Source organism: Candidatus Microbacterium phytovorans (genome assembly GCA_029202445.1).
Taxonomy (GTDB): domain Bacteria; phylum Actinomycetota; class Actinomycetes; order Actinomycetales; family Microbacteriaceae; genus Microbacterium; species Microbacterium phytovorans.
In genome coordinates, this window is sequence record CP119321.1 from 2,509,128 (window position 1) to 2,531,081 (window position 21,954).

General features: G+C 67.8%; 21 protein-coding genes and 2 tRNA genes. 15 read left to right on the forward strand and 8 right to left on the reverse strand.

All coding sequences use genetic code 11. The features are described 5' to 3' along the window. Nucleotides 1-138 (reverse strand): 50S ribosomal protein L34, encoded by a 138-nt coding sequence (rpmH, locus tag P0Y48_12005; GenBank protein WEK13172.1) that lies wholly within the window; start codon nt 136-138, stop codon nt 1-3. A 344-nt stretch (nt 139-482) separates the two neighbouring features. Between rpmH and dnaA the strand changes: the two genes are divergently transcribed. The 9 genes from dnaA (at nt 483) to P0Y48_12050 (ending at nt 10,903) form a co-directional block, all read left to right on the forward strand. After that, the gene (gene dnaA / locus P0Y48_12010; protein ID WEK13173.1) at nt 483-1,904 is read left to right on the forward strand and encodes a chromosomal replication initiator protein DnaA; all 1,422 of its coding nucleotides are present in this window, start codon (nt 483-485) and stop codon (nt 1,902-1,904) included. 453 nt (nt 1,905-2,357) lie between these two features. After that, entirely contained in the window at nt 2,358-3,506 is a 1,149-nt protein-coding gene (gene dnaN, locus P0Y48_12015) for a DNA polymerase III subunit beta (GenBank protein WEK13174.1), read from the forward strand. A 134-nt stretch (nt 3,507-3,640) separates the two neighbouring features. Further along, a complete protein-coding gene (gene recF, locus P0Y48_12020) occupies nt 3,641-4,870 on the forward strand; it encodes a DNA replication/repair protein RecF (GenBank protein ID WEK13175.1) in 1,230 nt (409 codons plus the stop codon). After that, nucleotides 4,863-5,357: a DciA family protein gene (locus P0Y48_12025; GenBank protein ID WEK13176.1), complete on the forward strand. Its 495-nt coding sequence runs from the start codon at nt 4,863-4,865 to the stop codon at nt 5,355-5,357. Before recF ends, P0Y48_12025 begins: the two co-directional genes overlap by 8 nt. A gap of 121 nt (nt 5,358-5,478) precedes the next feature. Then, nucleotides 5,479-7,521, forward strand: coding sequence for a DNA topoisomerase (ATP-hydrolyzing) subunit B (gene gyrB, locus P0Y48_12030; GenBank protein WEK13177.1), 2,043 nt, complete (start codon nt 5,479-5,481; stop codon nt 7,519-7,521). A gap of 138 nt (nt 7,522-7,659) precedes the next feature. After that, the gene (gyrA, locus tag P0Y48_12035; protein ID WEK13178.1) at nt 7,660-10,254 is read left to right on the forward strand and encodes a DNA gyrase subunit A; all 2,595 of its coding nucleotides are present in this window, start codon (nt 7,660-7,662) and stop codon (nt 10,252-10,254) included. Next, the gene (locus P0Y48_12040; protein WEK13179.1) at nt 10,251-10,655 is read left to right on the forward strand and encodes a DUF3566 domain-containing protein; all 405 of its coding nucleotides are present in this window, start codon (nt 10,251-10,253) and stop codon (nt 10,653-10,655) included. The genes gyrA and P0Y48_12040 overlap by 4 nt, the downstream gene beginning before the upstream one ends. A gap of 86 nt (nt 10,656-10,741) precedes the next feature. Beyond that, nucleotides 10,742-10,815 (forward strand) — tRNA-Ile (locus P0Y48_12045). A 15-nt stretch (nt 10,816-10,830) separates the two neighbouring features. Next, nucleotides 10,831-10,903 (forward strand) — tRNA-Ala (locus P0Y48_12050). 48 nt (nt 10,904-10,951) lie between these two features. Here P0Y48_12050 and P0Y48_12055 read toward each other — a convergent pair. The 3 genes from P0Y48_12055 to P0Y48_12065 all read right to left on the reverse strand — a co-directional run bounded on the left by P0Y48_12055 (nt 10,952) and on the right by P0Y48_12065 (nt 14,782). Then, nucleotides 10,952-12,586 (reverse strand): DUF1501 domain-containing protein, encoded by a 1,635-nt coding sequence (locus P0Y48_12055; protein WEK13180.1) that lies wholly within the window; start codon nt 12,584-12,586, stop codon nt 10,952-10,954. A 10-nt stretch (nt 12,587-12,596) separates the two neighbouring features. Continuing rightward, nucleotides 12,597-14,216: a DUF1800 domain-containing protein gene (locus tag P0Y48_12060; protein WEK13181.1), complete on the reverse strand. Its 1,620-nt coding sequence runs from the start codon at nt 14,214-14,216 to the stop codon at nt 12,597-12,599. A 113-nt stretch (nt 14,217-14,329) separates the two neighbouring features. Continuing rightward, nucleotides 14,330-14,782, reverse strand: a complete 453-nt coding sequence (locus tag P0Y48_12065; protein ID WEK13182.1) for a GNAT family N-acetyltransferase — start codon at nt 14,780-14,782, stop codon at nt 14,330-14,332. Nucleotides 14,783-14,893: 111 nt separating this feature from the next. Between P0Y48_12065 and P0Y48_12070 the strand changes: the two genes are divergently transcribed. After that, the gene (locus tag P0Y48_12070) at nt 14,894-15,322 is read left to right on the forward strand and encodes an NUDIX hydrolase (protein ID WEK13183.1); all 429 of its coding nucleotides are present in this window, start codon (nt 14,894-14,896) and stop codon (nt 15,320-15,322) included. 10 nt (nt 15,323-15,332) lie between these two features. On the opposite strand, the gene P0Y48_12075 is transcribed toward P0Y48_12070, so the two are convergent. Together P0Y48_12075 and P0Y48_12080 are read right to left on the reverse strand one after the other, a co-directional pair. After that, a complete protein-coding gene (locus P0Y48_12075) occupies nt 15,333-15,755 on the reverse strand; it encodes a YbaK/EbsC family protein (protein WEK15077.1) in 423 nt (140 codons plus the stop codon). Nucleotides 15,756-15,990: 235 nt separating this feature from the next. Further along, nucleotides 15,991-16,566: a DNA helicase gene (locus P0Y48_12080; GenBank protein ID WEK13184.1), complete on the reverse strand. Its 576-nt coding sequence runs from the start codon at nt 16,564-16,566 to the stop codon at nt 15,991-15,993. Between the two features lie 89 nt (nt 16,567-16,655). Between P0Y48_12080 and P0Y48_12085 the strand changes: the two genes are divergently transcribed. Together P0Y48_12085 and P0Y48_12090 are read left to right on the forward strand one after the other, a co-directional pair. Beyond that, nucleotides 16,656-17,213, forward strand: a complete 558-nt coding sequence (locus P0Y48_12085; GenBank protein WEK13185.1) for a peptidylprolyl isomerase — start codon at nt 16,656-16,658, stop codon at nt 17,211-17,213. Nucleotides 17,214-17,243: 30 nt separating this feature from the next. Then, nucleotides 17,244-18,110 carry a rhomboid family intramembrane serine protease gene (locus P0Y48_12090; protein ID WEK13186.1) on the forward strand — a complete coding sequence of 289 codons (867 nt, stop codon included), beginning with the start codon at nt 17,244-17,246 and terminating at the stop codon, nt 18,108-18,110. Nucleotides 18,111-18,329: 219 nt separating this feature from the next. On the opposite strand, the gene P0Y48_12095 is transcribed toward P0Y48_12090, so the two are convergent. Beyond that, on the reverse strand, nt 18,330-18,566 hold the full coding sequence (locus P0Y48_12095) for a cell division protein CrgA (protein ID WEK13187.1): 237 nt from the start codon (nt 18,564-18,566) through the stop codon (nt 18,330-18,332). A gap of 72 nt (nt 18,567-18,638) precedes the next feature. Between P0Y48_12095 and P0Y48_12100 the strand changes: the two genes are divergently transcribed. The 3 genes from P0Y48_12100 to P0Y48_12110 are packed head-to-tail and all read left to right on the forward strand — an operon-like array spanning nt 18,639 to nt 20,249. Then, nucleotides 18,639-19,448, forward strand: coding sequence for a class E sortase (locus P0Y48_12100; GenBank protein WEK13188.1), 810 nt, complete (start codon nt 18,639-18,641; stop codon nt 19,446-19,448). Further along, nucleotides 19,448-19,606, forward strand: coding sequence for a hypothetical protein (locus P0Y48_12105; GenBank protein ID WEK13189.1), 159 nt, complete (start codon nt 19,448-19,450; stop codon nt 19,604-19,606). Before P0Y48_12100 ends, P0Y48_12105 begins: the two co-directional genes overlap by 1 nt. After that, nucleotides 19,599-20,249, forward strand: a complete 651-nt coding sequence (locus tag P0Y48_12110) for a gamma-glutamyl-gamma-aminobutyrate hydrolase family protein (protein ID WEK13190.1) — start codon at nt 19,599-19,601, stop codon at nt 20,247-20,249. Before P0Y48_12105 ends, P0Y48_12110 begins: the two co-directional genes overlap by 8 nt. A gap of 36 nt (nt 20,250-20,285) precedes the next feature. Here P0Y48_12110 and pknB read toward each other — a convergent pair whose 3' ends face one another. After that, the gene (gene pknB, locus P0Y48_12115; GenBank protein ID WEK15078.1) at nt 20,286-21,920 is read right to left on the reverse strand and encodes a Stk1 family PASTA domain-containing Ser/Thr kinase; all 1,635 of its coding nucleotides are present in this window, start codon (nt 21,918-21,920) and stop codon (nt 20,286-20,288) included. Between the last annotated feature and the right edge of the window lie 34 nt (nt 21,921-21,954).

Sequence of the window (21,954 nt, forward strand, 5' to 3'; positions counted from 1 at the left end):
TCAGGCCGAGAGCTCGGTGCGCCCCTTGGCGCGGCGAGCGGAGAGGATGCCACGGCCGGCACGCGTGCGCATGCGGGCGCGGAAACCGTGCTTCTTGGCGCGGCGGCGGTTGTTGGGCTGGAACGTGCGCTTGGTCATGAGGATCACTCCGGATCGGCGGTCACCGGAAAGCTGGAGCCGGAGACACGGGTACAGGGGACTGCCCGAAAGGGCATAAGTCAACTGACCTAGGGTACGTCGAGTCCCGCACGAACTCAAACCGGCAACATGTGAAGGAAGCATTATCCACCGACCTCACAGGTGGCCTGGCGAGGACACGCGGGCCGGAACTACAGTGGATTTGGCCGGTTCGGGGCCGCATGACTAGCGTGGCACGGGCCAGTTATCCACAGGCTCGTCCCGAGGTTATCCACGGGCGTCGGCCGTTTTCCGCCAGCCGCCATCTGCGGGCCAGCACCCGCACTGCTTCAACACGGGGAGTCATGACACACCAAGAAGCTCCCGACGTCCCCGTCTGGTCGGCTGTCCTCGACGTCCTCCGCGTCGACGAGCGGGTCACACCGCAGCTCCAGGGCTTCCTCAATCTCGCAGTCGCGCAGGGCGTCATGGGCGGCACCCTGTATCTCGATGTGCCCAACGACCTCACCGCGGCACAGCTCAACAAGCGTCTGCGCACTCCCATCATGGAAGCGCTGGCCCACGTCGATGCGGAACCGGGAGCGTCCACCTTCCGCGTCGTCGTCAATCCGGAGATCGCCGACTCGCACCTCACCGCGCCCGTGCCGGTACAGGCCGCGACCGCACCGGCATCCCCGGTCGGCCGGCCGCCCATCGAGGACTACAGCGAGCCCATCTCTCTTCCTTCTCGCAACGACACGCGCCTCAACCCGAAGTACACCTTCGACAACTTCGTCATCGGGCAGTCCAACCGCTTCGCCCACGCCGCTGCAGTCGCCGTCGCCGAAGCCCCCGCGAAGGCCTACAACCCGCTCTTCATCTACGGCGACTCCGGTCTGGGCAAGACCCACCTCCTCCACGCGATCGGCGACTACGCCCTGAGCCTCTACACGGGCATCCGTGTGCGGTATGTGTCGAGCGAGGAGTTCACCAACGACTTCATCAACTCGATCGCCAACAACCGCGGCTCCGCCTTCCAGGCCAGGTACCGCGACGTCGACATCCTCTTGATCGACGACATCCAGTTCCTGCAGGGACGCGCCGAGACCCAGGAAGCCTTCTTCCACACGTTCAACACGCTGCACGATCACGACAAGCAGGTCGTCATCACGAGCGACGTGCCGCCTCGCCACCTCACCGGTTTCGAAGATCGCATGCGCAGCCGGTTCGAGTGGGGCCTCATCACCGACGTGCAGGCGCCCGACCTCGAGACACGTATCGCGATCCTCCGCAAGAAGGCGCAGTCGGAGCGACTGCTCGTTCCCGACGAGGTGCTCGAGTACATCGCCACGAAGGTCTCCTCGAACATCCGCGAACTCGAGGGCGCTCTCATCCGAGTGTCGGCGTTCGCCAACCTCAACCGCTCGACGCTCGACATCTCGCTGGCCCAGACGGTCCTGCGCGACATCGTCGACCAGGACGACGCCAACGTCATCCAGCCGACCGACATCATCACCGCCACCGCGCAGTACTTCCGCCTCTCCGTCGACGACCTCTACGGCTCCAGCCGTTCGCAGTCGGTGGCAACAGCACGGCAGATCGCCATGTATCTGTGTCGCGAGCGCACGAACCTGTCGCTGCCGAAGATCGGCCAGCTGTTCGGCAATCGCGATCACACCACCGTGATGTACGCGTACAAGAAGATCAGCGAGCTCATGAAGGAACGTCGCTCGATCTACAACCAGGTCTCCGAGATCACGACGCAGCTCGGTCGCGTCGGCCGGTGACGCGTCCGGCATGCGCCGACGCACCCATATTCCTCGACCCGCGCTTGACACGCGAGGCTCGCTCGGGCCATCATGCGCGTTCTGCACAGTGTGGACAGCCTGTGGATAACTACACATCAATGTCGAGTGAATGTGAGTGGATCCGGCTCTCCTGTGGATGAAGCAGGGTCGAGCACGGATGCCGGGATCCCGCTCCCCACGGGCCTTCCGCAGCTCGCCCACAACTTACACGCGTGTGGTTCCCGCTCTCCGAGAGGGATCCGCCGAGTTATCCACACTTTCCACAGCGGTTAACACCATGACAGATATCTCTCTCTATGAAGCCCGTTCGATCACCTCGAGCGGGAAAGGTGTGAGCGGAGCCCGACCGGCTCGTCCGCGCACACTCCTTCCGGAACGTCGCGCACGGGGCACTAGCATGGGAGAGCCTTCAACGACCCCAAGGGAGCCCCAGTGAAGTTCCACGTGAATCGCGACGTGTTCAGCGAGGCCGTCTCGTTCGTCGTGAAGCTCCTTCCGCAGCGAAACCCGCAGCCGATCCTCGCCGGTGTCCTCATCGAGGCATCCGAAGCTGGGTTGTCGTTGGCCGCCTTCGACTACGAGGCGTCGGCGCGCACGACGATCGAGGCCACGGTCGACGAGCCCGGCACGATCCTGGTCCACGGCCGTCTGCTCTCGGAGATCGCCAGCCGTCTCCCGAATGCACCCATCCAGATCGAGCAGGACGAAGAGAACGGCATCGTCCTCACCTGTGGCTCCGCGCGCTTCACGCTCGCGTCGATGCCGGTGCAGGAGTACCCCGCCATTCCGGAGGTTTCGGGCGACGCGGGCCTCGTCCCGGCCGAAGACTTCGCCACCGCGATCGCACAGGTCGCGTTCGCCGCGTCACGCGACGACGTCACCCCCGTCCTCACCGGCGTCCAGCTCGAGGTCGCCGGCAACGAGCTGAGCCTCGTCGCGACCGACCGCTACCGTGTCGCACTTCGCCAGATCCCGTGGGATGCCGGCACGACCACCTCGTCCGCCGACGAATCCACGACCGCACTGGTTCCCGCGCGCACTCTCACCGAGGTCGGCAAGACGTTCGCCCACTCCGGTGACATCCAGGTCGCGTTCTCGGGTTCCGGCGATCGCGAGATCATCGCGTTCACCGCCGGCAACAAGACCGTCACCTCGCTCCTCATCAAGGGGAACTTCCCGCCGGTCCGCCGACTGTTCCCCGAGCAGACCGACCACTACGCGGTCGTCAACACCGCCGATCTCGTCGAGGCGGTGCGTCGCGTGGCGCTGGTGCTCGACCGCTCCGCCCCGCTGCGCTTCACCTTCACCGACGAGGGCGTCTCGATGGACGCGTCGGGCACCGAGCAGGCGCGAGCCAGCGAGTCCGTCGATGCGACGCTGACGGGCGAAGAGGTCACTCTGGGCCTGAACCCGCAGTACCTGCTCGAAGCGCTCGGCGCCGTCAAGAGCGAGTTCGCCCGGGTGACCTTCACGTCGAGCGAGAACGCGAACAAGCTGAGCCCGGTCCTGATCACGCCGCAGACCTCGGGCACGCCGGAGAGCTTCAAGTACCTCCTGCAGCCGAACCTCCTGCTCCGCTGAGGCTCTGCGTTTCGGCTCTGCGTTTCGCTTCTGCGTTTCGAGCCTGCGTTTCGGCTCGCTCCGCTCGCTCAACGACCGGGTGGGGCGCGGCACAATCTGCGTCTCGCGTCGCACGCCCGAACTAGGCTGGCGGGGTGATCGTCGAGCAGCTCAGTCTGGTGGATTTCCGCAATTACGCGGCCGCCGACGTGACCCTGTTCCCCGGCACGAACGTCTTCGTCGGTCGCAACGGGCAGGGTAAGACGAACCTCGCCGAAGCGATCGGCTACTTCGCGACGCTCGGCTCCCACCGCGTCTCCCACGATGCGCCGATGGTGCGCGACGGCGCGGATGCCGCGATCGTCCGCACCCGGCTCGCGCACGGTGAGCGCACGGTCATCCTCGAAGCGCAGCTCAACCGTTCGGGCTCCAACAAAGCGCGGGTCAACGGGTCGGCTGTGAAGTCGGCGGAACTTCCCCGCTACGCGGCCGTCGTGCTGTTCGCGCCGGAAGACCTGCAGATCGTGCGGGGCGACCCGTCGTCGCGTCGGCGGTTCGCCGATCAGCTCCTCATCCAGCGCGCGCCGCGCATGTCGGCCGTGCTCGCCGACTACGACCGAGTGCTCAAGCAGCGCACGGCACTTCTCAAGTCGGCGCGAGCCCGTGGCATCCGGGGCGAAGAACTGTCCACCCTCGACGTGTGGGACGACAAGCTCGTGCAGCTCGGCGGGCAGGTGATCCGCGCCCGGCTCGCCCTCGCGGCCGACCTCGCCGAGCCGCTCGCTGAGGCCTATACGACGATCGCCGGCGCCGACCACCGACCCGAGGCGGAGTGGTCCCTGACCATCGACGGGGCTCGTTCCGACGACGACGACACGGATGCCGTCACGCCCGACAGCGCGGCGGCGACCGGCCCGGCGCGGGCGACGCGCACGACGGCCGAGGTCGAAGACGCGTTCCGCGCCGTGCTCCGGTCCAAGCGCGCCGCGGAGCTGGAGCGGGGGGTCACCCTCGTCGGGCCGCACCGCGACGATCTGCTCCTGCGGGTGCGCGGCCTTCCCGTGAAGGGCTACGCGTCGCACGGCGAGTCGTGGTCGGTGGCCCTGTCGCTGCGCCTCGCGTCGGCGAAGCTTCTGCGGGAGCAGTCGCTCCTCGGCGATCCGGTGCTCATCCTCGATGACGTCTTCGCCGAACTCGACGCCGATCGCCGCGCCCGGTTGGCGGGAGTCGTCGCCGACTTCGAACAGGTCATCGTCACCGCCGCGGTCGAGGCCGATGTGCCCGAGGCGCTGCGCGCGCGGACGGTCTACGTCGAGGCAGGCACGATCCGCGCAGCCGGGGCCACCCGGGAGAGCGACACGATCCGCGGGGGCGTCGATGGTTGACGAAGATCCGGCATCCGTCCCCGAGACGATGGCCACCTATCTGCGCCTCCGGGGTCTCGAGCCATCTCCCCGCGGAAAGCGCCGCCGCCGCCGTCGCGATGACGACGACGAGAACCAGCCGTTCACGCCGGGAAGGGATCCGAAGGGGATAGGCGACGCCCTCGCCGACCTCACGCGGCAGGCCGGCTGGAACTCCCAGCTGGCGCGGGAAGACCTCGTGCTCCAGTGGTCGGAGGTCGCCGGCGAGGAGACCGCGCGCCACGCATCGCCGGTGGCCCTTGCCGACGGTCTCCTGACGGTGCAGTGCGACTCGACGGCGTGGGCCAAGAACCTCCAGCTCATGCGCGGCGCGATCGTCACGGAACTGATGAGTCGTTTCCCGGATGCCGGTGTCGACAACGTCCGCTTCATCGGTCCGGACGTCCCCTCCTGGAAATGGGGCCCCAGAGCCGTTCCAGGCCGCGGTCCACGCGATACCTACGGATAAGCCACGTCCGGGAGCATCCCGAACGATTTCAGGGCGGCACAGCGCCGTTTGGACGCCGAAAAGCACCTCGGGCCGACTAGACTGGAACGAGCGTGAATCCGATCTGGAGTGTTCGAAACCTATGACGTCTGAAAACCCCGACATCGTTCCCGAGGAAGACCCTCAGAAATCGACGGGAAAGGTTCCGAACGAGTACGGGGCGGATGCCATCCAGGTGCTCGAGGGCCTCGAAGCGGTCCGCAAACGCCCCGGTATGTACATCGGATCCACGGGTGAGCGCGGTCTGCATCACCTCGTCTACGAGATCGTCGACAACGCGGTCGATGAGGCTCTCGCGGGATACTGCGACACCATCCACGTGACGATCCTCGAAGACGGCGCACTGCGCGTCGTCGACAACGGCCGCGGCATCCCCGTCGATCCGCACTCGTCCGACCCCACGAAGTCGACCGTCGAGGTCGTGCTGACGGTGCTCCACGCCGGCGGAAAGTTCGGCGGCGGCGGATACGCCGTCTCGGGCGGTCTCCACGGCGTCGGTTCGTCGGTCGTCAACGCGCTGTCGACGCGGTTCGAGGTCGAGATCCGGCGCCAGGGTCACGTGTGGCGTCAGTCGTTCGCCGACGGCGGCAAGCCCGACGCGCCGCTCGCGCAGGGCGAGGCCACCGACGACACGGGCACGATCGTCACCTTCTGGCCCGACGACACGATCTTCGAGACCGTGCACTTCGACTACGACACGCTGCGCACCCGCTTCCAGCAGACGGCGTTCCTCAACAAGGGACTCCGCATCACGCTGAGCGACGAGCGCCCCGACTCGGCGTACATCGTCGACGGCGACGACGGTACGGCCATCTCGAAGCAGCCGCACGACGACTTCCTCTACGAGCGCGGTCTCGTCGACTACGTCGAGTACCTCAACAAGGTGCGCAAGGCCGAGGTGGTCAACGACGAGATCATCGAGATCGAGTCGGAGGACACCGTCCGCCACATCTCCCTCGAGCTCGCGATGCAGTGGACGACGAGCTACACCGAGAACGTCTTCACCTTCGCGAACACGATCAACACGCATGAGGGCGGCACGCACGAAGAGGGCTTCCGCGCGGCGCTGACGACGAAGGTCAACAGCTACGCGCGGGAGAAGGGCATCCTCAAGGAGAAGGACGACAACCTCACCGGCGACGACATCCGCGAGGGTCTCACCGCCGTCATCTCGGTGAAGCTGTCGGAGCCCCAGTTCGAGGGTCAGACGAAGACGAAGCTGGGCAACACCGAGGCCAAGGCGTTCGTGCAGAAGATCGTCGGCGACCAGCTCACCGACTGGCTCGACCGCAACCCCGCGCAGGCCAAGCGCGTCATCACGAAGGCTCTCGACGCGGCCACCGCACGCCTCGCAGCCCGCAAGGCCCGTGAGACTGCGCGCCGCAAGAGCGTCTTCGAGTCGGCGTCCATGCCGGACAAGCTCAAGGACTGCACCAGCAAGGACCCGTCGATCAGCGAGATCTTCCTGGTCGAGGGTGACTCCGCCGGTGGTTCGGCCGTCCGCGGCCGCGACCCCGAGACGCAGGCGATCCTGTCGCTGCGCGGCAAGGTGCTCAACGTCGAGAAGGCGCGCCTGGATCGTGCGCTCGGCAACAACGAGATCCAGGCGATCATCTCCGCCTTCGGCACCGGCATCGGCGAGGACTTCAACGTCGACAAGGCCCGGTATCACAAGATCGTCCTGATGGCGGATGCCGACGTCGACGGCCAGCACATCACGACACTGCTCCTCACGCTCCTCTTCCGCTACATGCGCGGTCTCATCGAGGCCGGCTTCGTGTACCTCGCGATGCCGCCGCTGTACCGGCTCAAGTGGTCGAACTCGGAGCACGAGTACGTGTTCAGCGATCGCGAGCGCGACGCGCTGCTGGCCGACGGTCTCGCGAACGGCAAGCGGATGCCGAAGGACTCCGGCATCCAGCGTTACAAGGGTCTCGGCGAGATGAACCCGAAGGAGCTGTGGGAGACGACGATGGACCACAACACCCGCACCCTGAGGCAGGTGACGATCGACGACGCGGCCGCGGCCGACGAGATCTTCTCCGTGCTCATGGGAGAGGACGTCGAGTCGCGTCGCAGCTTCATCCAGCGCAACGCGAAGGATGTCCGCTTCCTGGACATCTGATGCGTTTCGTCTCGCTGCGCTCGCTCAACGACCGGTCAGGCTCGCCGGTCGTTGAGCGAGGAGCTGCGCGACGAGTCGAGACGGCGTACCCACATCCCGGAGCCCGCCCCCGCATGATGAAGACGAAGACGAGAAGACATGACTGACGAAGAACGCCCCGATCTGACGCCGGCGCACAACCACGGCAACATCGACCAGGTCGACCTCCAGGTCGAGATGCAGCGCAGCTACCTCGACTATGCGATGAGCGTCATCGTCGGGCGTGCGCTGCCCGATGTGCGGGACGGTCTGAAGCCGGTGCACCGCCGGGTGATCTACGGCATGTACGACGGCGGTTACCGTCCGGACAAGAGCTTCAACAAGTGCGCGCGCGTGGTCGGCGAGGTGATGGGTCAGTACCACCCGCACGGTGACAGCGCGATCTACGACGCTCTCGTCCGTCTCGTGCAGCCGTGGTCGCTGCGGTACCCGCTGGCCGACGGTCAGGGCAACTTCGGGTCCCCCGGCAACCAGGGCGCCGCCGCCCCGCGGTACACCGAGACCAAGATGGCGCAGCTCGCCATGGAGATGGTCCGCGACATCGACGAGGACACCGTCGACTTCGAGGACAACTACGACGGCAAGACGCAGGAGCCGACCGTGCTCCCGGCGCGCTTCCCCAACCTGCTCGTCAACGGTTCGGTCGGCATCGCCGTCGGCATGGCGACCAACATCCCGCCGCACAACCTCCGCGAAGTCGCCGACGGCGCCCTCTGGGCACTGGAGAACCCCGAGGCGCCGCGCGAGGAGCTGCTGGAAGCGCTCATGTCGCGCATCCATGGCCCCGACTTCCCCACCGGCGCGCAGATCCTCGGCACCAAGGGCATCCGTGAGGCGCAGCGCACCGGCCGCGGTTCGATCACGATGCGCGCCGTCGTTTCCGTCGAGGAGATCCACGGCCGCACGTGCCTGGTCATCACCGAACTGCCGTACCAGGTGAACCCCGACAACGTCGCGATCAAGATCCGCGACCTGGCGCGCGACGGCAAGATCACGGGCATCGCCGACATCCGCGACGAGACCAGTGACCGCACCGGTCAGCGCCTCGTCATCGTGCTCAAGCGCGACGCCGTCGCGAAGGTCGTCCTGAACAACCTGTACAAGCACACGCAGCTGCAGGAGAACTTCGGCGCGAACATGCTCGCGATCGTCGACGGCGTGCCCCGCACGCTCGCGCTCGACGGATTCATCTCGTACTGGATCGAGCACCAGGTCGAGGTCATCGTCCGCCGCACCACCTTCCGGCTGCGCAAGGCCGAGGAGCGGATGCACATCCTCCGCGGCTACCTCAAGGCACTCGATGCGCTCGACGAGGTCATCGCGCTCATCCGCCGGTCGCCCACGGTCGACGAGGCGCGCGAAGGGCTGAAGACGCTCCTCGACATCGACGACGCGCAGGCCGACGCGATCCTGTCGATGCAGTTGCGCCGACTCGCCGCGCTCGAGCGACAGAAGATCGTCGACGAGGCGGCCGAGCTGGAGCTGCAGATCGCGGACTACAACGACATCCTCGCGACCCCGTCGCGTCAGCGCGAGATCATCCGCGACGAGCTCACCGGCATCGTCGACAAGTTCGGTGACGAGCGCCGCACGCACATCCTCCACGGGTTCGACGGCGACATGTCGATGGAAGACCTCATCCCCGAAGAGGAGATGGTCATCACCGTCACGCGCGACGGTTACATCAAGCGCACCCGCAGCGACAACTATCGTTCGCAGCACCGCGGCGGCAAGGGCGTCAAGGGTGCGCAGCTGCGCGCGGACGACGTCGTCGAGCACTTCTTCGTCACGACGACCCACCACTGGCTCCTCTTCTTCACGACGAAGGGCCGGGTCTACCGCACCAAGGCGTACGAGGTGCCGGAGGCGGGCCGGGATGCCAAGGGTCAGCACGTCGCGAACCTTCTCGCGCTGCAGCCGGGCGAGGAGATCGCGCAGATCCTCGACATCCGCGACTACACCGTCGCGACCTATCTCGTGCTCGCGACGCGTGACGGCAAGATCAAGAAGACCTTCCTCTCCGACTACGACACCAACCGCCAGGGCGGGATCATCGCGATCCGCCTGCGTGGACAGGACGAGGAAGAGGGCGACGAGGTCGTCAGCGCGCTGCTCGTCGACGAGACCGACGACATCCTCCTGATCTCGCGTCAGGGCATGTCGCTGCGCTTCACCGCCACCGACGACTCGCTGCGGCCGATGGGTCGCTCGACGGAGGGTGTGAAGGCGATGACCTTCCGCGAGGGCGACAGTCTGCTGTCGGCATCCGTCGCGGGTGACGCAGGTTTCGTGTTCGTCGTGACGCAGGGCGGCTACGCCAAGCGCACGTCGGTCGACCAGTATCGCCTCCAGGGCCGAGGCGGCCTGGGCATCAAGGTGGCCAAGTTGAACGAGGATCGCGGCGATCTCGCGGGCGGTCTGATCGTCGGCGAGGACGACGAGGTCTTGGTGGTTCTTGCCAGCGGCAAGGTGGTACGCTCTGCCGTGGCCGAGGTCCCGGCGAAGGGACGCGACACCATGGGAGTCGTGTTCGCCCGCCCCGACGACGACGACCGGATCCTCGCGATCGCCCGCAACGGCGAGCGGGGACTGACCGAAGCCGCAGACTCCGCGCCGGCCGAAGAGGCCGCCGAGGGGTCCGCCGCACCGGAGGGTGCAGCCCCCGAGACCCCCGAGGAAAGTACTGAAGCATGAGCACGGTAGCCGACAAGCTAGCGAAGAAATCGTCCAGCAAGACCAGCGCCAAGCAGGTGCGCCTGCGCCTGGTGTACGTCGACTTCTGGTCGGCGGTGAAGCTGTCCTTCCTCGCCGCGGTCGCTCTCGCGATCGTGACGCTCGTCTCCGTGTTCCTCATCTTCCTCGTGCTGCAGACGACGAGCCTGCTGACGCAGCTCGACGAGTTGCTGAGCGCGTTCACCGATGGCGCCTTCGTGCTGACCGAGGTCGTCAACCTCCCGCAGGTGATGGCGTTCGCCGCGATCGTCGCGATCCTGAACCTCATCGTCGTGACAGTGCTCGGCGCGGTCGTGGCCGGCATCTACAACCTGATGGTGAAGGTCACCGGCGGCCTGCTCGTCGGCTTCACCTCGAACTGACGTTCACGGCATCCCCCGGATTTCGGATTACCGCACGATTCGGGTAAAGTCTTGGAGGTTGACGGCGCTGGCGCCGGTCTCCAGACGGGGCTATAGCTCAGGCGGTTAGAGCGCTTCACTGATAATGAAGAGGTCCCAGGTTCAAGTCCTGGTAGCCCCACCGTAAACACCCCTCGGGGCCTTAGCTCAGTTGGTAGAGCGCCTGCTTTGCAAGCAGGATGTCAGGAGTTCGAATCTCCTAGGCTCCACATCTTTGAACACCGTGTGATCACCGGTCGTTGATCGACCGAGCGTGACTACTTCTTGCTCTTCACCGTGCCCCAGGTGAATACTTTCGTCTTCGGCTTGTAGCCCTTCGCGGTGTACGTCACTCGCACGCGGAGCGAGTAGCCACGGTAAGACGTCGGAATCCGGAACGAGCGGAGGGTGCCGCGCTTCTTCACCGTGCCGCTCTTGACCGTCTCCCACCGATAGGTCGTCTTGACCTTGGCCTTCTTGCCGGCCGAGGTGAGGGTGGGCGCCGGAGCGGTGACCTTCGACCCGACGCGACTCGACCCGGCCCGCTTCCCGTACGACGCGAAGAAGCTCGACGGCATCGTCTTGAGCGTCGGGGTGCTCGGTCCGGTGTCGCCGCCGGTGACGACGGGCACCATGAACCCGAGCCGTCGATGCTGGAACTGGGGGAAGATCGTCGCGAGGCTGCGCTCGGGGTACAGCGACCCCACCACCTCGCTCAACACGTCGCGATAGTCGGTCGTCACGGCGAGGTCGGCGTTCTGCGTGTTCTCCAGCCCCGGCCAGCGGCCGTAGTACCCGCCCTTGACGCCGGCGCCGAGCACGAACATGACGTTGCCGTGCCCGTGGTCGAGGCCGCCGTTGCCGTTCTCCTTCACGCGCCGACCGAACTCGGAGATCGTCACGAGGGTGACCTTCTTGTCGAGGGCGCCGAGGTCGGAGAAGAAGGCGGCGAGGCCCTTGCCCAGCGGGTCGGCCATGTTCTTCAGGTTGCCGCTGGACAGGTTGCCGACCCACTGGTGGTGATCCCACGACCCCTGGTCGATCGTGATGACCTCCGCGCCGACGTCGGCTTTGATGACCTTCGCGGCGCCCTGCAGCGCCTCGCCCAGACTCCCCTTCGGATACTCGACCGTGCTCGCGGTCGCGTCACGCGCGGTGGCATAGGACTTCGCGACCGCCAGTGCTCTTCCGCCGCCGCTGGCGACGGCATCCGGTGCGTCGGCCCACAGTCCGGTGAGCGCCGCCTCCCATCCCGCGGCGTCGCTGCCGCCCGGACCGACGAGCTTCAGTTTCGCGAGGGCCGCCGTCGATACCGCCGGCGCGGGTCCCGCCAACTGGGTCGCGAGCACCGTCTCGCCGAGTTGCAGCGCGGTCGTGTCGCTGGCGCCGCCGGCCCTCACCGAGACGAGCCGGTTCAGCCAGCCGACCCGGGCCTGCGAGCCGGGATCGGCATCCTCGACCTCTTCCATCGCGGCGAAGTGCGATCGGGTCGTGACCGCCTGGCCGGTGGCGTGGATCGCGGCGACGCGTCCCGCCTTCCAGAGCGGAAGGATCGGCGCGAACGCCGGATGCAGGCCGAACTGCGAGTCGCCGGCCAACAGCTTGTCCTTCGGCACGGCGATGTTGGGGCGGGCAGCGTAGTAGATGGGATCGGCGTGCGGCACGACGAGCGAGAGCCCGTCGGCCGCGCCGCGGAGCGAGAGCACGACGAGCACGCGGTCCGCCTTCCGTCCACCGGACGCGTAGGCGGTCTCGACGAACGCGTCGCCGAACACCGAGGCGGCCACGAGGCCGAGTCCGATGCCGAGCGCGGAGCGGATCGCGGTGCGGCGCGACACGCTCGTGGCGAAGTCATCGCAGCCTGCGGCGAAGGAGTCGGCACCAGCGAGCGCGGGCGGGGAGGATTCGATCACGTCGCCGGTCCTATCGCAGGTAGAAGAGCGGTTGATTGAGCACGAGCGAGAGCACCCACGGCATCTGCCAGCGCACGATGGAGTGCTGAGCATTCACGAGGGCCGACGGCCGCACCTTCGTGGCGGTGCACACGGCTTGCAGCAAGCCGGCGGTGGAGGCCTGGCCCGTCAGGTGGCGCGAGAGGTGGTCGACGAACTCCGCGAGGGTGAGTTCGGGCTGGGGCAACCGCTTCGCGGCGGGCACGTGCGTCGTGTCCTTCGTGGGCCACCACCCGCCCGAGAGGGTCCAGTGCGCATCCCAGGATGCCAGGAAGCGCGACGGTGAGTTCCACGCGTCGTTCAGTTGCGGCGGTCCGTCGGGGCGGGGGTGCGACCAGGCGCTCGCGCCGATGCCACCCGCCATGTAGTGCGCCTGGATGGCGCCGGTGTCCTGCGCCGTCGGCTTCGCGAACGACACACCGAGCGCCCGGTTCACCGAGACCAGTTCGTCGGTCGGTGTCTTCACTTTCGCGCCCGACGACGCCCAGAACTCGGCGTGGTCGACGAGCGCGCGGAGCACCGGCGTGATCCGGGTGTCGTTGGTCAGGTACACCGCGGCGAGGTGGTCGACGAGCTCCGACGAGGGGCTGTCGCTCACGAAGCGTCGCGCGAGCTTCCGTGCGATGCGCTCCGCGGTCGACGGATGCCGAGCGAGATACGACAGGTACGCCCGCACGGCGGCGCGGCCATCGGCATCCGTGTTGGGGTGGGAGAAGTCCATCACGGTGACCGGGCTGGTGTCGTGCCAGGACGGGTCGTACGTCACCTGCCACGACGACCACGTGTCGACGCGGAAGCCCGTGAGGAGGCGAGCGGATGCCTTCACGTCGTCTTCGTCGTACCCCGCGCTCTTGCCGACGGTGTGCAGCTCGAGGAGCTCTCGGCCGAGGTTCTCGTTGACCGACCGCTTCGACGAGCGGGCGTTGTCGAGCGAGCATCCCATCGCGGGGTGCACGGTCGCCGCCTGCAGCAGCTCCTCGAAGCTCGTCAGCGCGAGCTCGCGCAGGAGATGACCGAACGCGATGCGGAAGGGGAAGACCCCGTCGTCGTGGATCGGGATGTAGAAGTGGTCCTCCCAGAACTCCGTCATCAGCTCGAGCACCTGTCGCGTCGACTCCTGGCGCCGTACCATCGCGTACCCGGCGTAGGCCGCCATCGCACGCCATGCGGGCTCCGCGCCGCTGCGGTCGCGGTCGACGATGTCGAGCGGATCCGCGGTGATGCACCGCCACCAGGTGTCGAGTCCGGCGGCGGCCGGCGATTCGGTGACGTTCTGCGGCGTGAGCTGCGCCTCGAACCACGCTCGCGGTCCGCCGGCCTCGCGCACCGCGGCCAGCGCCGCGGGCTGGAAGCCGTACGTCCAGCGCCGGATCACGTGCAGTTCCTCTTCGGTCGCTACCGGTGTCGCGGGGTACGCGACCGGGTCGTAACTGTCGGCCGCGTGCGCGGCGGGAGCGTCGAGCAGCGGCGCCGCGACGGCGACAGCGGACGCGGCTGCCACGCCGCCGAGGAAGCTGCGGCGGGGAAACAGGGGCGTCGACGGTGGAGGAGCGATCGCCGATTCGCCCGCGGGGGGGACGCGGGGATTCATGCGCGCAGTCTAGCGCCCGCGCGATTTTGCGAAAGTGGCGAATTCTGCCGCTTCAACGTGGCGGATGCCGCGAGGTGCGCCACCTTCTTGCGCGCTCTTGCGCCGCGGTCGCGTCACTCGGATGCCGTGGCCACCTCGTAGTGGACGAAACCCGTGCGGTGGGCCACCCGGTCGTAGAGCGACCGCGCGGTGGCGTTGTCCTCCGCCGTGAGCCAGTAGACCTTCTCCCGTCCCCGGTCCGCCGCCCACCCGACCACGTGGTCGATGAGCGCCTTCCCCACGCCGCCGCGTCGGCCGTCGGGGGCGACGAACAGGTCCTCCAGGTAGCAGTAGCCCGACGTGCTCCACGTGCTCGGATGCTCCAGCCAGTGCACGAACCCCACCGCACCGCCGGCGTCGTCCCACGCCACTGCCCCGTGGATGTCGCCCCCGGCATCCGTCAGTCGCGCGAAGGTCGACTCGGTCACCTCGGCGGGCAGGTCCTCCCGGTAGAAGGTGAGGTAGGCATCCCACATCGGCTGCCAGTGCGCTCGGTCGGCGGCCGTGAGAGCAGAGATCCGCGTCATGCGCTCACGCTAGCCCCGGCCCGAGAAGGTGGCGCGAATCGTCGCCATTTCGTGAGCGAAGCGGCCGGTTGCGCCACGTTCTCAGCGTCGCGGTCCCAGTAGGGTGACGGCATGGACCTGCGCGTCGCGGCCTACGCCGTCATTAACGACGACGACGGTCGGGTGCTGCTCGCCCACTGGCACGAGGGACGGCGATCATCCTGGACGCTCCCCGGCGGCGGACTCGAGGCCGGTGAGCACCCGGAGACCGCCGCGCGCCGCGAAGTGCTCGAGGAGACCGGGTACCGCGTCGTGCTCGACGGCCTGCTCGGCATCGACTCCCGCGTGATCCCGGCGCGACAGCGCGTGCGCAGCGGTCACGATCAGCCGCTGCACGCCCTCCGCATCATCTACCGGGCGCGTGTGGTCGGCGGAAAGCTCCGCAACGAGGTCGACGGATCCACCGACCGCGCCGAGTGGTTCGCCCTCGCCGATGTCGCCGGCCTTCACCGCGTCAAGCTCGTCGACGTCGCGCTCCGGCTCGCCGGGCTGACCGACTGAACGGATGCCGTCAGCCGCCGGCCGGCTGAGAGATGTCGGCGACGGTCGCACCGTACGCGGCGATGAGCGCATCGGCATCCACGAACAGGCTGTACCCGTGGGTGCCCGCACCCATCGCGATGCGCGTTCCGACGATCGATTCGTCGGCGAAGATAGGCCAGTCGGTCGTGCTGCCGATGGGCACGATCGTGCCGCGCTCGTAGCCGGTCGCCGCCAGAGCACGCTCCGGATCGGGGAGCTGCAGCTTGTTGACGCCGACCACCGCCCGCAGCTTCGGCCACGAGATGGCCTTGTCTCCCGGGATGAGCGCGAACAGGTACGTGTCGTCGGCTCGCTTGACGACGAGCGTCTTCACGATGTCCGCGGGCTGCAACCCGAGCAGAGCGGCCGCCTCCTCGAGGCTGCGCGCCGCGGGACGTTCGCGGATCTCGATCGCGAGCCCTCGCTCACGCGCCGCGTCTTCGACACGCGCCGTGGGCGTGCGTTTCGTCTCGCTGCGCTCGCTCAACGACCGGGCCTCGAGCTCGCTCGACGACCGGGCTTCGGGCTCGCTCGACGACCGGGCTTCGGACTCGCTCGACGACCGGGCCTCGGGCTCGCTCAACGACCGGGCTTCGGACTCGCTCGACGACCGGGCCTCGGGCTCGCTCAACGGTGCGACTCTGGGGTCACGCGTCGGGAGCGCGCAGCGGGTCGTCGGCCACCCACAGCTCGTCGTCGGCGCGGAGCGTCTGCCAGGCGGCGTAGAGCACGCCCGCGGCGGCCGCGATGCCGAGGATGATCGCGATGACTCCGCCCGCGCCGATGCTCTTCTGGGATGCCGGTGCCGGCACCGTGAGTTTCTTCGCCGCCTTCTTGCCGTACTTCTCGGCGTTCTTCTGCAGCTTGGCAACGTCGATCGAGCCGAAACCGCGACCGTGAGCCAGCGCATCGCGCTTCTCGTTCGCGGCATCCCACACCGACAGCGCCGAGCCGATGACGGCTCCGGCGGCGGGGGCGAGCTTCTCGTTGTAGACCTTGGCCGAGGAGCGCAGCCCCTGGTCGACGTACGGAGCGGCGTACTTCTCGTACCCGTGCTGCACGGTCGGCACGACGTGCTCCCGGTTGTAGTGGCCCAGCTGACGACCCGCTTCGCGAGCGACATCACCCGCCTGGCCGAGCAGTACCTGCTGCGATTCCCACAGGGTGGTGGCATTCTTCTGGAGCTTGCGGAGCTCCTTCTTGCGCTTGCGGCTGAGGCCCACGAGTGCCCTCCCTCATCTGGGTGACTTTCTCCCATCTTGCCAGACGCCGCAGGGCACGCCAGGGGTTGACAGATGTGAGAATGGTGAGCATGCCGATCCACACCGCAGTCGCGACGATCCACACCAACCACGGCGACATCGTCGTCAACCTCTTCGGAGACCACGCCCCCCGCACGGTGCAGAACTTCACCGGCCTCGCGGACGGTTCGCAGGAGTGGACCCACCCCGCCACGGGCAAGCCCGGCGAGGGTCCCCTGTACAAGGACGTCATCTTCCACCGCATCATCCCGAACTTCATGATCCAGGGCGGCGACCCGCTCGGTCAGGGCGTCGGCGGTCCCGGATACTCCTTCAACGACGAGATCCACCCCGAGCTCACGTTCGTCGTTCCCTACCTGCTCGCGATGGCCAACGCGGGTCTTCGCCGCAACGCGATCACCGGTCAGGCCGAGGGCACCAACGGCTCGCAGTTCTTCATCACGACCGACCCGACGCCGTGGCTCAACGGCAAGCACACGATCTTCGGCGAGGTCGCCGATGACGCATCGCGCGCCGTCGTCGACGAGATCGGCGCCGTGCGCACGGGCGCGGGCGACCGCCCCGTCGAGCCCGTCGTGATCTCCTCGATCGACGTCGTCGCGGTCTGATCGACCGCGCCCGCTGATCGATACCGACGCGTGACGACCCCCGGCTACCGGGCCAACCCGGACAACTTCTGCTATCGGCATCCCGATCGACAGAGCTTCGTGCTGTGTCAGCGGTGCACGCGCACCATCTGCCCGGAATGCCAGACGCAGATGCCGGTGGGCGTCATCTGCCCGGAGTGCCTGCGCGATCAGCAGCAGGCGGTGAGGGCGAGCCGACCGTCGCGCGGAACGCGCATGATCCGGGCCGTGCGTGCGTCGGACTCGCGTCCGCTCGTCACGTACGGTCTGGTCATCGTCACTCTGTTCTTCTATCTGGTCACCCTGATCCCCGGCATCGGCGACCAGATCTGGTTTGCGCTGGCGTTCAACAGCGGGTTCCTGATTCCGGGGCCGTTCTTCCAGCCGTGGCGACTGCTCACCGTCACCCTCGTGCACGCGAGCATCTGGCACGTCGCGTTGAACATGCTGGCCCTGTGGGCGCTCGGTCGCAGTCTCGAGCCGCTGCTCGGGCGATGGCGCTTCGCGACGCTCTACGTGCTGAGCGCGATCGGCGGATCGGTGCTGGTGGCCCTGCTGGCTCCCGGCACGTGGGTAGTCGGAGCATCCGGGGCGGTGTGGGGTCTGCTGGGAGCGATGTTCGTCATCGGTCGGCACCGCGGCGCGAACGTGACGGCGATCGCCGTGCTCCTCGGCCTCAACCTCGTCATCACGTTCCTGCCCGGGTCGAACATCTCCTGGCAGGGTCACATCGGCGGCGGTCTCGTCGGAGCGCTCGTGGGATTCATCTTCGCCCGCACGCGCGGGGTCCGTCAGCAGCGCACGCAGAAGCTCCTGCTCGCCGCGACCGGTGTGGGGCTCCTGGCCCTGCTCGTCATCCCGGCGGTGCTCTACACCTGAGCGGATGCCGCGGCATCCCGTCCCGGCAGTTCTTCGCGGATCGACAACTCCCGGCCGTCGCCCACAGCGCCCTCCACAGGTGTGAATGACACCGGTGTAATTCTCCCCAGTCTGTGGATAACTATGGGGATAACTTTCCGGCGGCGCGGGTAGGAGAACCCGGCGGGAGACGACGAACGCCGCCCCGGTAGTACCGGAGCGGCGTCGAAGTCGAAGGGGTCAGCGCCAGCGCGTGGTCATGAGGAAGCCCACGAACGCGATGCCGAACCCGATGACGAGGTTCCAGGCGCCGATGTCGGGGATCGGGAAGCGCGAACCGCTCAAGTAGAAGACGATCACCCACACGAGGCCGATGATCATGAGGCCGAGCATGATCGGCTTGAACCAGACCGGATTCGGGGCCGGCTCACCCTCGTGCTGCTCGACGATCGGGTCGTCACTGCCTGAACGTGCCATGCCCACGATCCTACCGTCAGGCACCCCGGATACTCGAAGTCCTCTCAGCGGGCGTGTGGGAGAATCTCGGACGTGGGGGACACGAATATCGACGCGCAGGTGCGCCCGGACGCGGACGAGCCGCGCGGTCGACGCACGCGCCGCGCCCGTCGCGGCGGTGCGACCGTCGTCAGCGTCATTGGCGAGCTCTTCGTCACGGCCGGCGTCATCGCGCTCCTCTTCGTCGCGTGGCAGCTGTGGATCGGCGACTGGATCATCGGTTCGCAGAAGCAGGCCGAGGCCGCCGACCTCACGCAGTCGTGGGCCCAGGAGTACGCCGCCACCACCCCGGCCGCCACGCCCGCGCCGACGCCTTCCCCCACGGCCGAAGCCGTCGTGCCGGTGCTGAAGGATGCCGGTCACGGCGACCAGTTCGGGGTGATGCAGATCCCGCGGTTCGGCAAGGACTGGAAGTTCACCGTCGCCGGCGGCGTCACACGCCCCGACATCCTCGACCAGGGCGAGATCGGGCACTACCCCGACACGGCCATGCCCGGCGACGTCGGCAACACCGTCTACGCCGCGCACCGGTGGACCTCGGGCGCACCCTTCGACCCGATCGACAAGCTCGTCGTCGGCGACGCGATCGTCATCGAGACGAAGGACGGCTGGTACACCTACCGCTTCCGCAACCTCGAGTACGTCCAGGACACGCAGGTCGAGGTGCTTCTGCCGGTGCCGCAGCAGGTCGGTGTCGCCGCCGACGGGCGCTACCTCACGCTCACGAGCTGCGCCCCCAAGCTCAATATGCTCGAGCGCATCATCGCCTACGCCCTCTTCGAGGACTTCACGCCCCGCGCCGACGGCCCGCCGGCATCCCTCACGCAAGGAACGAACGCCTGATGTACGGCGCACTCTGGCGCATTCTCCCCGGGCCCGCGTGGCTGCGGGTGATCCTTCTGCTCGCGCTCCTCGCCGCCGTGCTCTACGGCCTGTTCTGGTACGCGTTCCCGTGGGTGGCGCAGTTCATCACCCCGCAGGAGTCGACGATCGGTGGCTAGCACGCCGCGCGTGCTCGTCGTGGACAACCACGACAGCTTCGTCCACACCCTCGTGGGCTATCTGCACGAGCTCGGCGCGGAGACGTCGATGATCGAAGCGGATGCCATCGACGACGCGACCGCGGCGATCGACGGGTATGCGGGGGTGCTGATCTCACCCGGACCTGGTGCGCCCGCGGATGCCGGGGCGTCGCTCGACGTCGTACGTGCGACGGCGGCGCGCAGCGTGCCGATGCTGGGGGTGTGCCTCGGTCATCAGGCGTTGGCGGAAGCCTTCGGGGCGACGGTCGATCACGCGCCGGAACTCCTCCACGGGATCACCTCTGCCGTGCACCACGACGGTAGTGCGCTCTTCGCCGGTCTTCCCGACCCGTTCCAGGCCACCCGCTACCACTCGCTGGCGGTGATGCCCGAAACAGTTCCCCGCGAGCTCGAGGTCACGGCGTCGACCGATTCGGGTGTCGTCATGGGCCTCGCGCATCGGAGCCTGCCGCTGTGGGGCGTGCAGTTCCACCCGGAGAGCGTGCTGTCGGAGGGCGGCTACCGCCTGCTCGGCAACTGGCTGGAGATCGTCGGCATCCCCGGTGCGGCGCGCCGCGGTGCGGGTCTCACGCCGCACCGTCACGTCGACGACGTGCGCTGAACCGTCCGCGGCGCCTGCGCGGCGCTCGCCGGGAGCTCAGCTTCCGGTGCAGACGACGAGTTCGATCGTCGAGTGGATCGGCACATCGCCGATCGCCGACTGCGACTTGACGATCTGGTTGTTCGGATCGCCGGCGCAGTTGGGGTCCTCCACGACGCTCGCCGTGAGGTCCATCTCGTCCGATTCCAGTTCGCGCTGCGCGGCGTCGAGGCGATACCCGGCCATGTTCACGACCGTCACCTTGCCGCTGGCGACGATGAGGTCGACGGCGGTGCCGATGGCCACTTCCTGTCCCTCGGCCAGGCTCGCCGAGATCACGGTCGTCGCGGCGAGGTTCGGATCGTTGCGCGTCGTGACGGTGCCGAGGCGCAGCCCGGCCTCCTCGAGCGCGTCGGCGGCCTCCCCGCGCGTGAGACTCTCCAGCACGGGCACCGTGGCGAGCTCCTGTCCGGTGGAGACGTACACCTTGATCTCCTGGCCGGGGATCACGGTGGTACCGGCCGCGGGGTCGGTACGGATGACATTGCCGGCCGCGATGGTCTCGTTGCTCTCCTCGAACCGCCGACCCTCCAGGTCGTTGCGGCCGAGCTCTTCGCTCGCCCTATCCCACGACATGTCGACGAGGTCGGGTACTTCACGGGAGCTGTTCGGGATCTCCGTGGTCGGGCGGATCATGAGCACCCAGATGAAGACGGAGATCAGCAGCGCGGCGAGCACGACGACGCCGGTCCAGATCCACGCGACGGGCGGTCCGGTCTGAGTGCGTCGCATCGTGGTGTCGGTGCTGAGCTGGCGTAGCGACCGCGCGGTCTCGGCGGCCTGCCGGGGATTCGCGCCGTACAGCTCGCTGTGCAGGGCGCCGACCTGACGCTTCGACGGCGTCTTGCCGTCGACCGTGGCGTCGAGCGCCTCGCGGAACGCCGCGGCATCCGGGAATCGCTGGAACGGGTCCTTCGCGAGCGCGCGCAGCACGGCCGCGTCGAGCGACCGCGGGACGGTGCCGACGAGTTCGGACGGAGGGACGGGTGCTTCGCTGACGTGCTGGTAGGCGACGGCCACGGGGGTGTCGCCGCGGAACGGCGTGCGTCCGGTGAGCAGCTCGTAGAGCACGACGCCCGCCGAGTAGAGGTCGGCGCGCGCGTCGACGGGCTCGCCCTTGGCCTGTTCCGGCGAGAAGTACGAGGCGGTGCCGATGATGGCGGTCGTCTCGGCGACGGTGGAGGAGGAGTCGGAGACGGCGCGGGCGATGCCGAAGTCCATCACCTTGACCTGGCCCTGACCGTTGACCATCACATTGCCGGGCTTGATGTCCCTATGGACGACACCGGCGCGGTGCGAGTACTCGAGGGCCTCGAGGATGCCGTCGGTGTAGCGCACGGCATCCGACACCGACACGGGGCCCGCGGAGATGATGTCCTTCAGCAGACGGCCCTGGACGAGCTCCATCACGATGAACGGCACGGGGTGCTGCGTGCCGTCGGGATCGGTCTCGACGTCTTCGCCGGCATCGTAGACGCGCACGATGGCGGGGTGCGACATGCGGGAGGCGGCCTGGGCCTCCAGGCGGAACCGGGTGCGGAACGCGTTGTCGACGGCGAGCTCACGCTTGAGGAGCTTGATCGCGACAGCGCGACCGAGGGTCAGGTCGTGACCCCGGTAGACGGTCGCCATACCGCCGCGACCGATGAGCTCGTCGACCCGATAG

What these genes read in the sequence shown, in the direction of transcription:
- rpmH (WEK13172.1), bottom strand. Translation starts at nt 138, where the DNA reads ATGACCAAGCGCACGTTCCAGCCCAACAACCGCCGCCGCGCCAAGAAG.
- dnaA (WEK13173.1), top strand. Translation starts at nt 483, where the DNA reads ATGACACACCAAGAAGCTCCCGACGTCCCCGTCTGGTCGGCTGTCCTC.
- P0Y48_12025 (WEK13176.1), top strand. Translation starts at nt 4,863, where the DNA reads ATGGTTGACGAAGATCCGGCATCCGTCCCCGAGACGATGGCCACCTAT.
- gyrB (WEK13177.1), top strand. Translation starts at nt 5,479, where the DNA reads ATGACGTCTGAAAACCCCGACATCGTTCCCGAGGAAGACCCTCAGAAA.
- gyrA (WEK13178.1), top strand. Translation starts at nt 7,660, where the DNA reads ATGACTGACGAAGAACGCCCCGATCTGACGCCGGCGCACAACCACGGC.
- P0Y48_12040 (WEK13179.1), top strand. Translation starts at nt 10,251, where the DNA reads ATGAGCACGGTAGCCGACAAGCTAGCGAAGAAATCGTCCAGCAAGACC.
- P0Y48_12060 (WEK13181.1), bottom strand. Translation starts at nt 14,216, where the DNA reads ATGAATCCCCGCGTCCCCCCCGCGGGCGAATCGGCGATCGCTCCTCCA.
- P0Y48_12065 (WEK13182.1), bottom strand. Translation starts at nt 14,782, where the DNA reads ATGACGCGGATCTCTGCTCTCACGGCCGCCGACCGAGCGCACTGGCAG.
- P0Y48_12070 (WEK13183.1), top strand. Translation starts at nt 14,894, where the DNA reads ATGGACCTGCGCGTCGCGGCCTACGCCGTCATTAACGACGACGACGGT.
- P0Y48_12085 (WEK13185.1), top strand. Translation starts at nt 16,656, where the DNA reads ATGCCGATCCACACCGCAGTCGCGACGATCCACACCAACCACGGCGAC.
- P0Y48_12095 (WEK13187.1), bottom strand. Translation starts at nt 18,566, where the DNA reads ATGGCACGTTCAGGCAGTGACGACCCGATCGTCGAGCAGCACGAGGGT.
- P0Y48_12105 (WEK13189.1), top strand. Translation starts at nt 19,448, where the DNA reads ATGTACGGCGCACTCTGGCGCATTCTCCCCGGGCCCGCGTGGCTGCGG.
- pknB (WEK15078.1), bottom strand. Translation starts at nt 21,920, where the DNA reads ATGGCGACCGTCTACCGGGGTCACGACCTGACCCTCGGTCGCGCTGTC.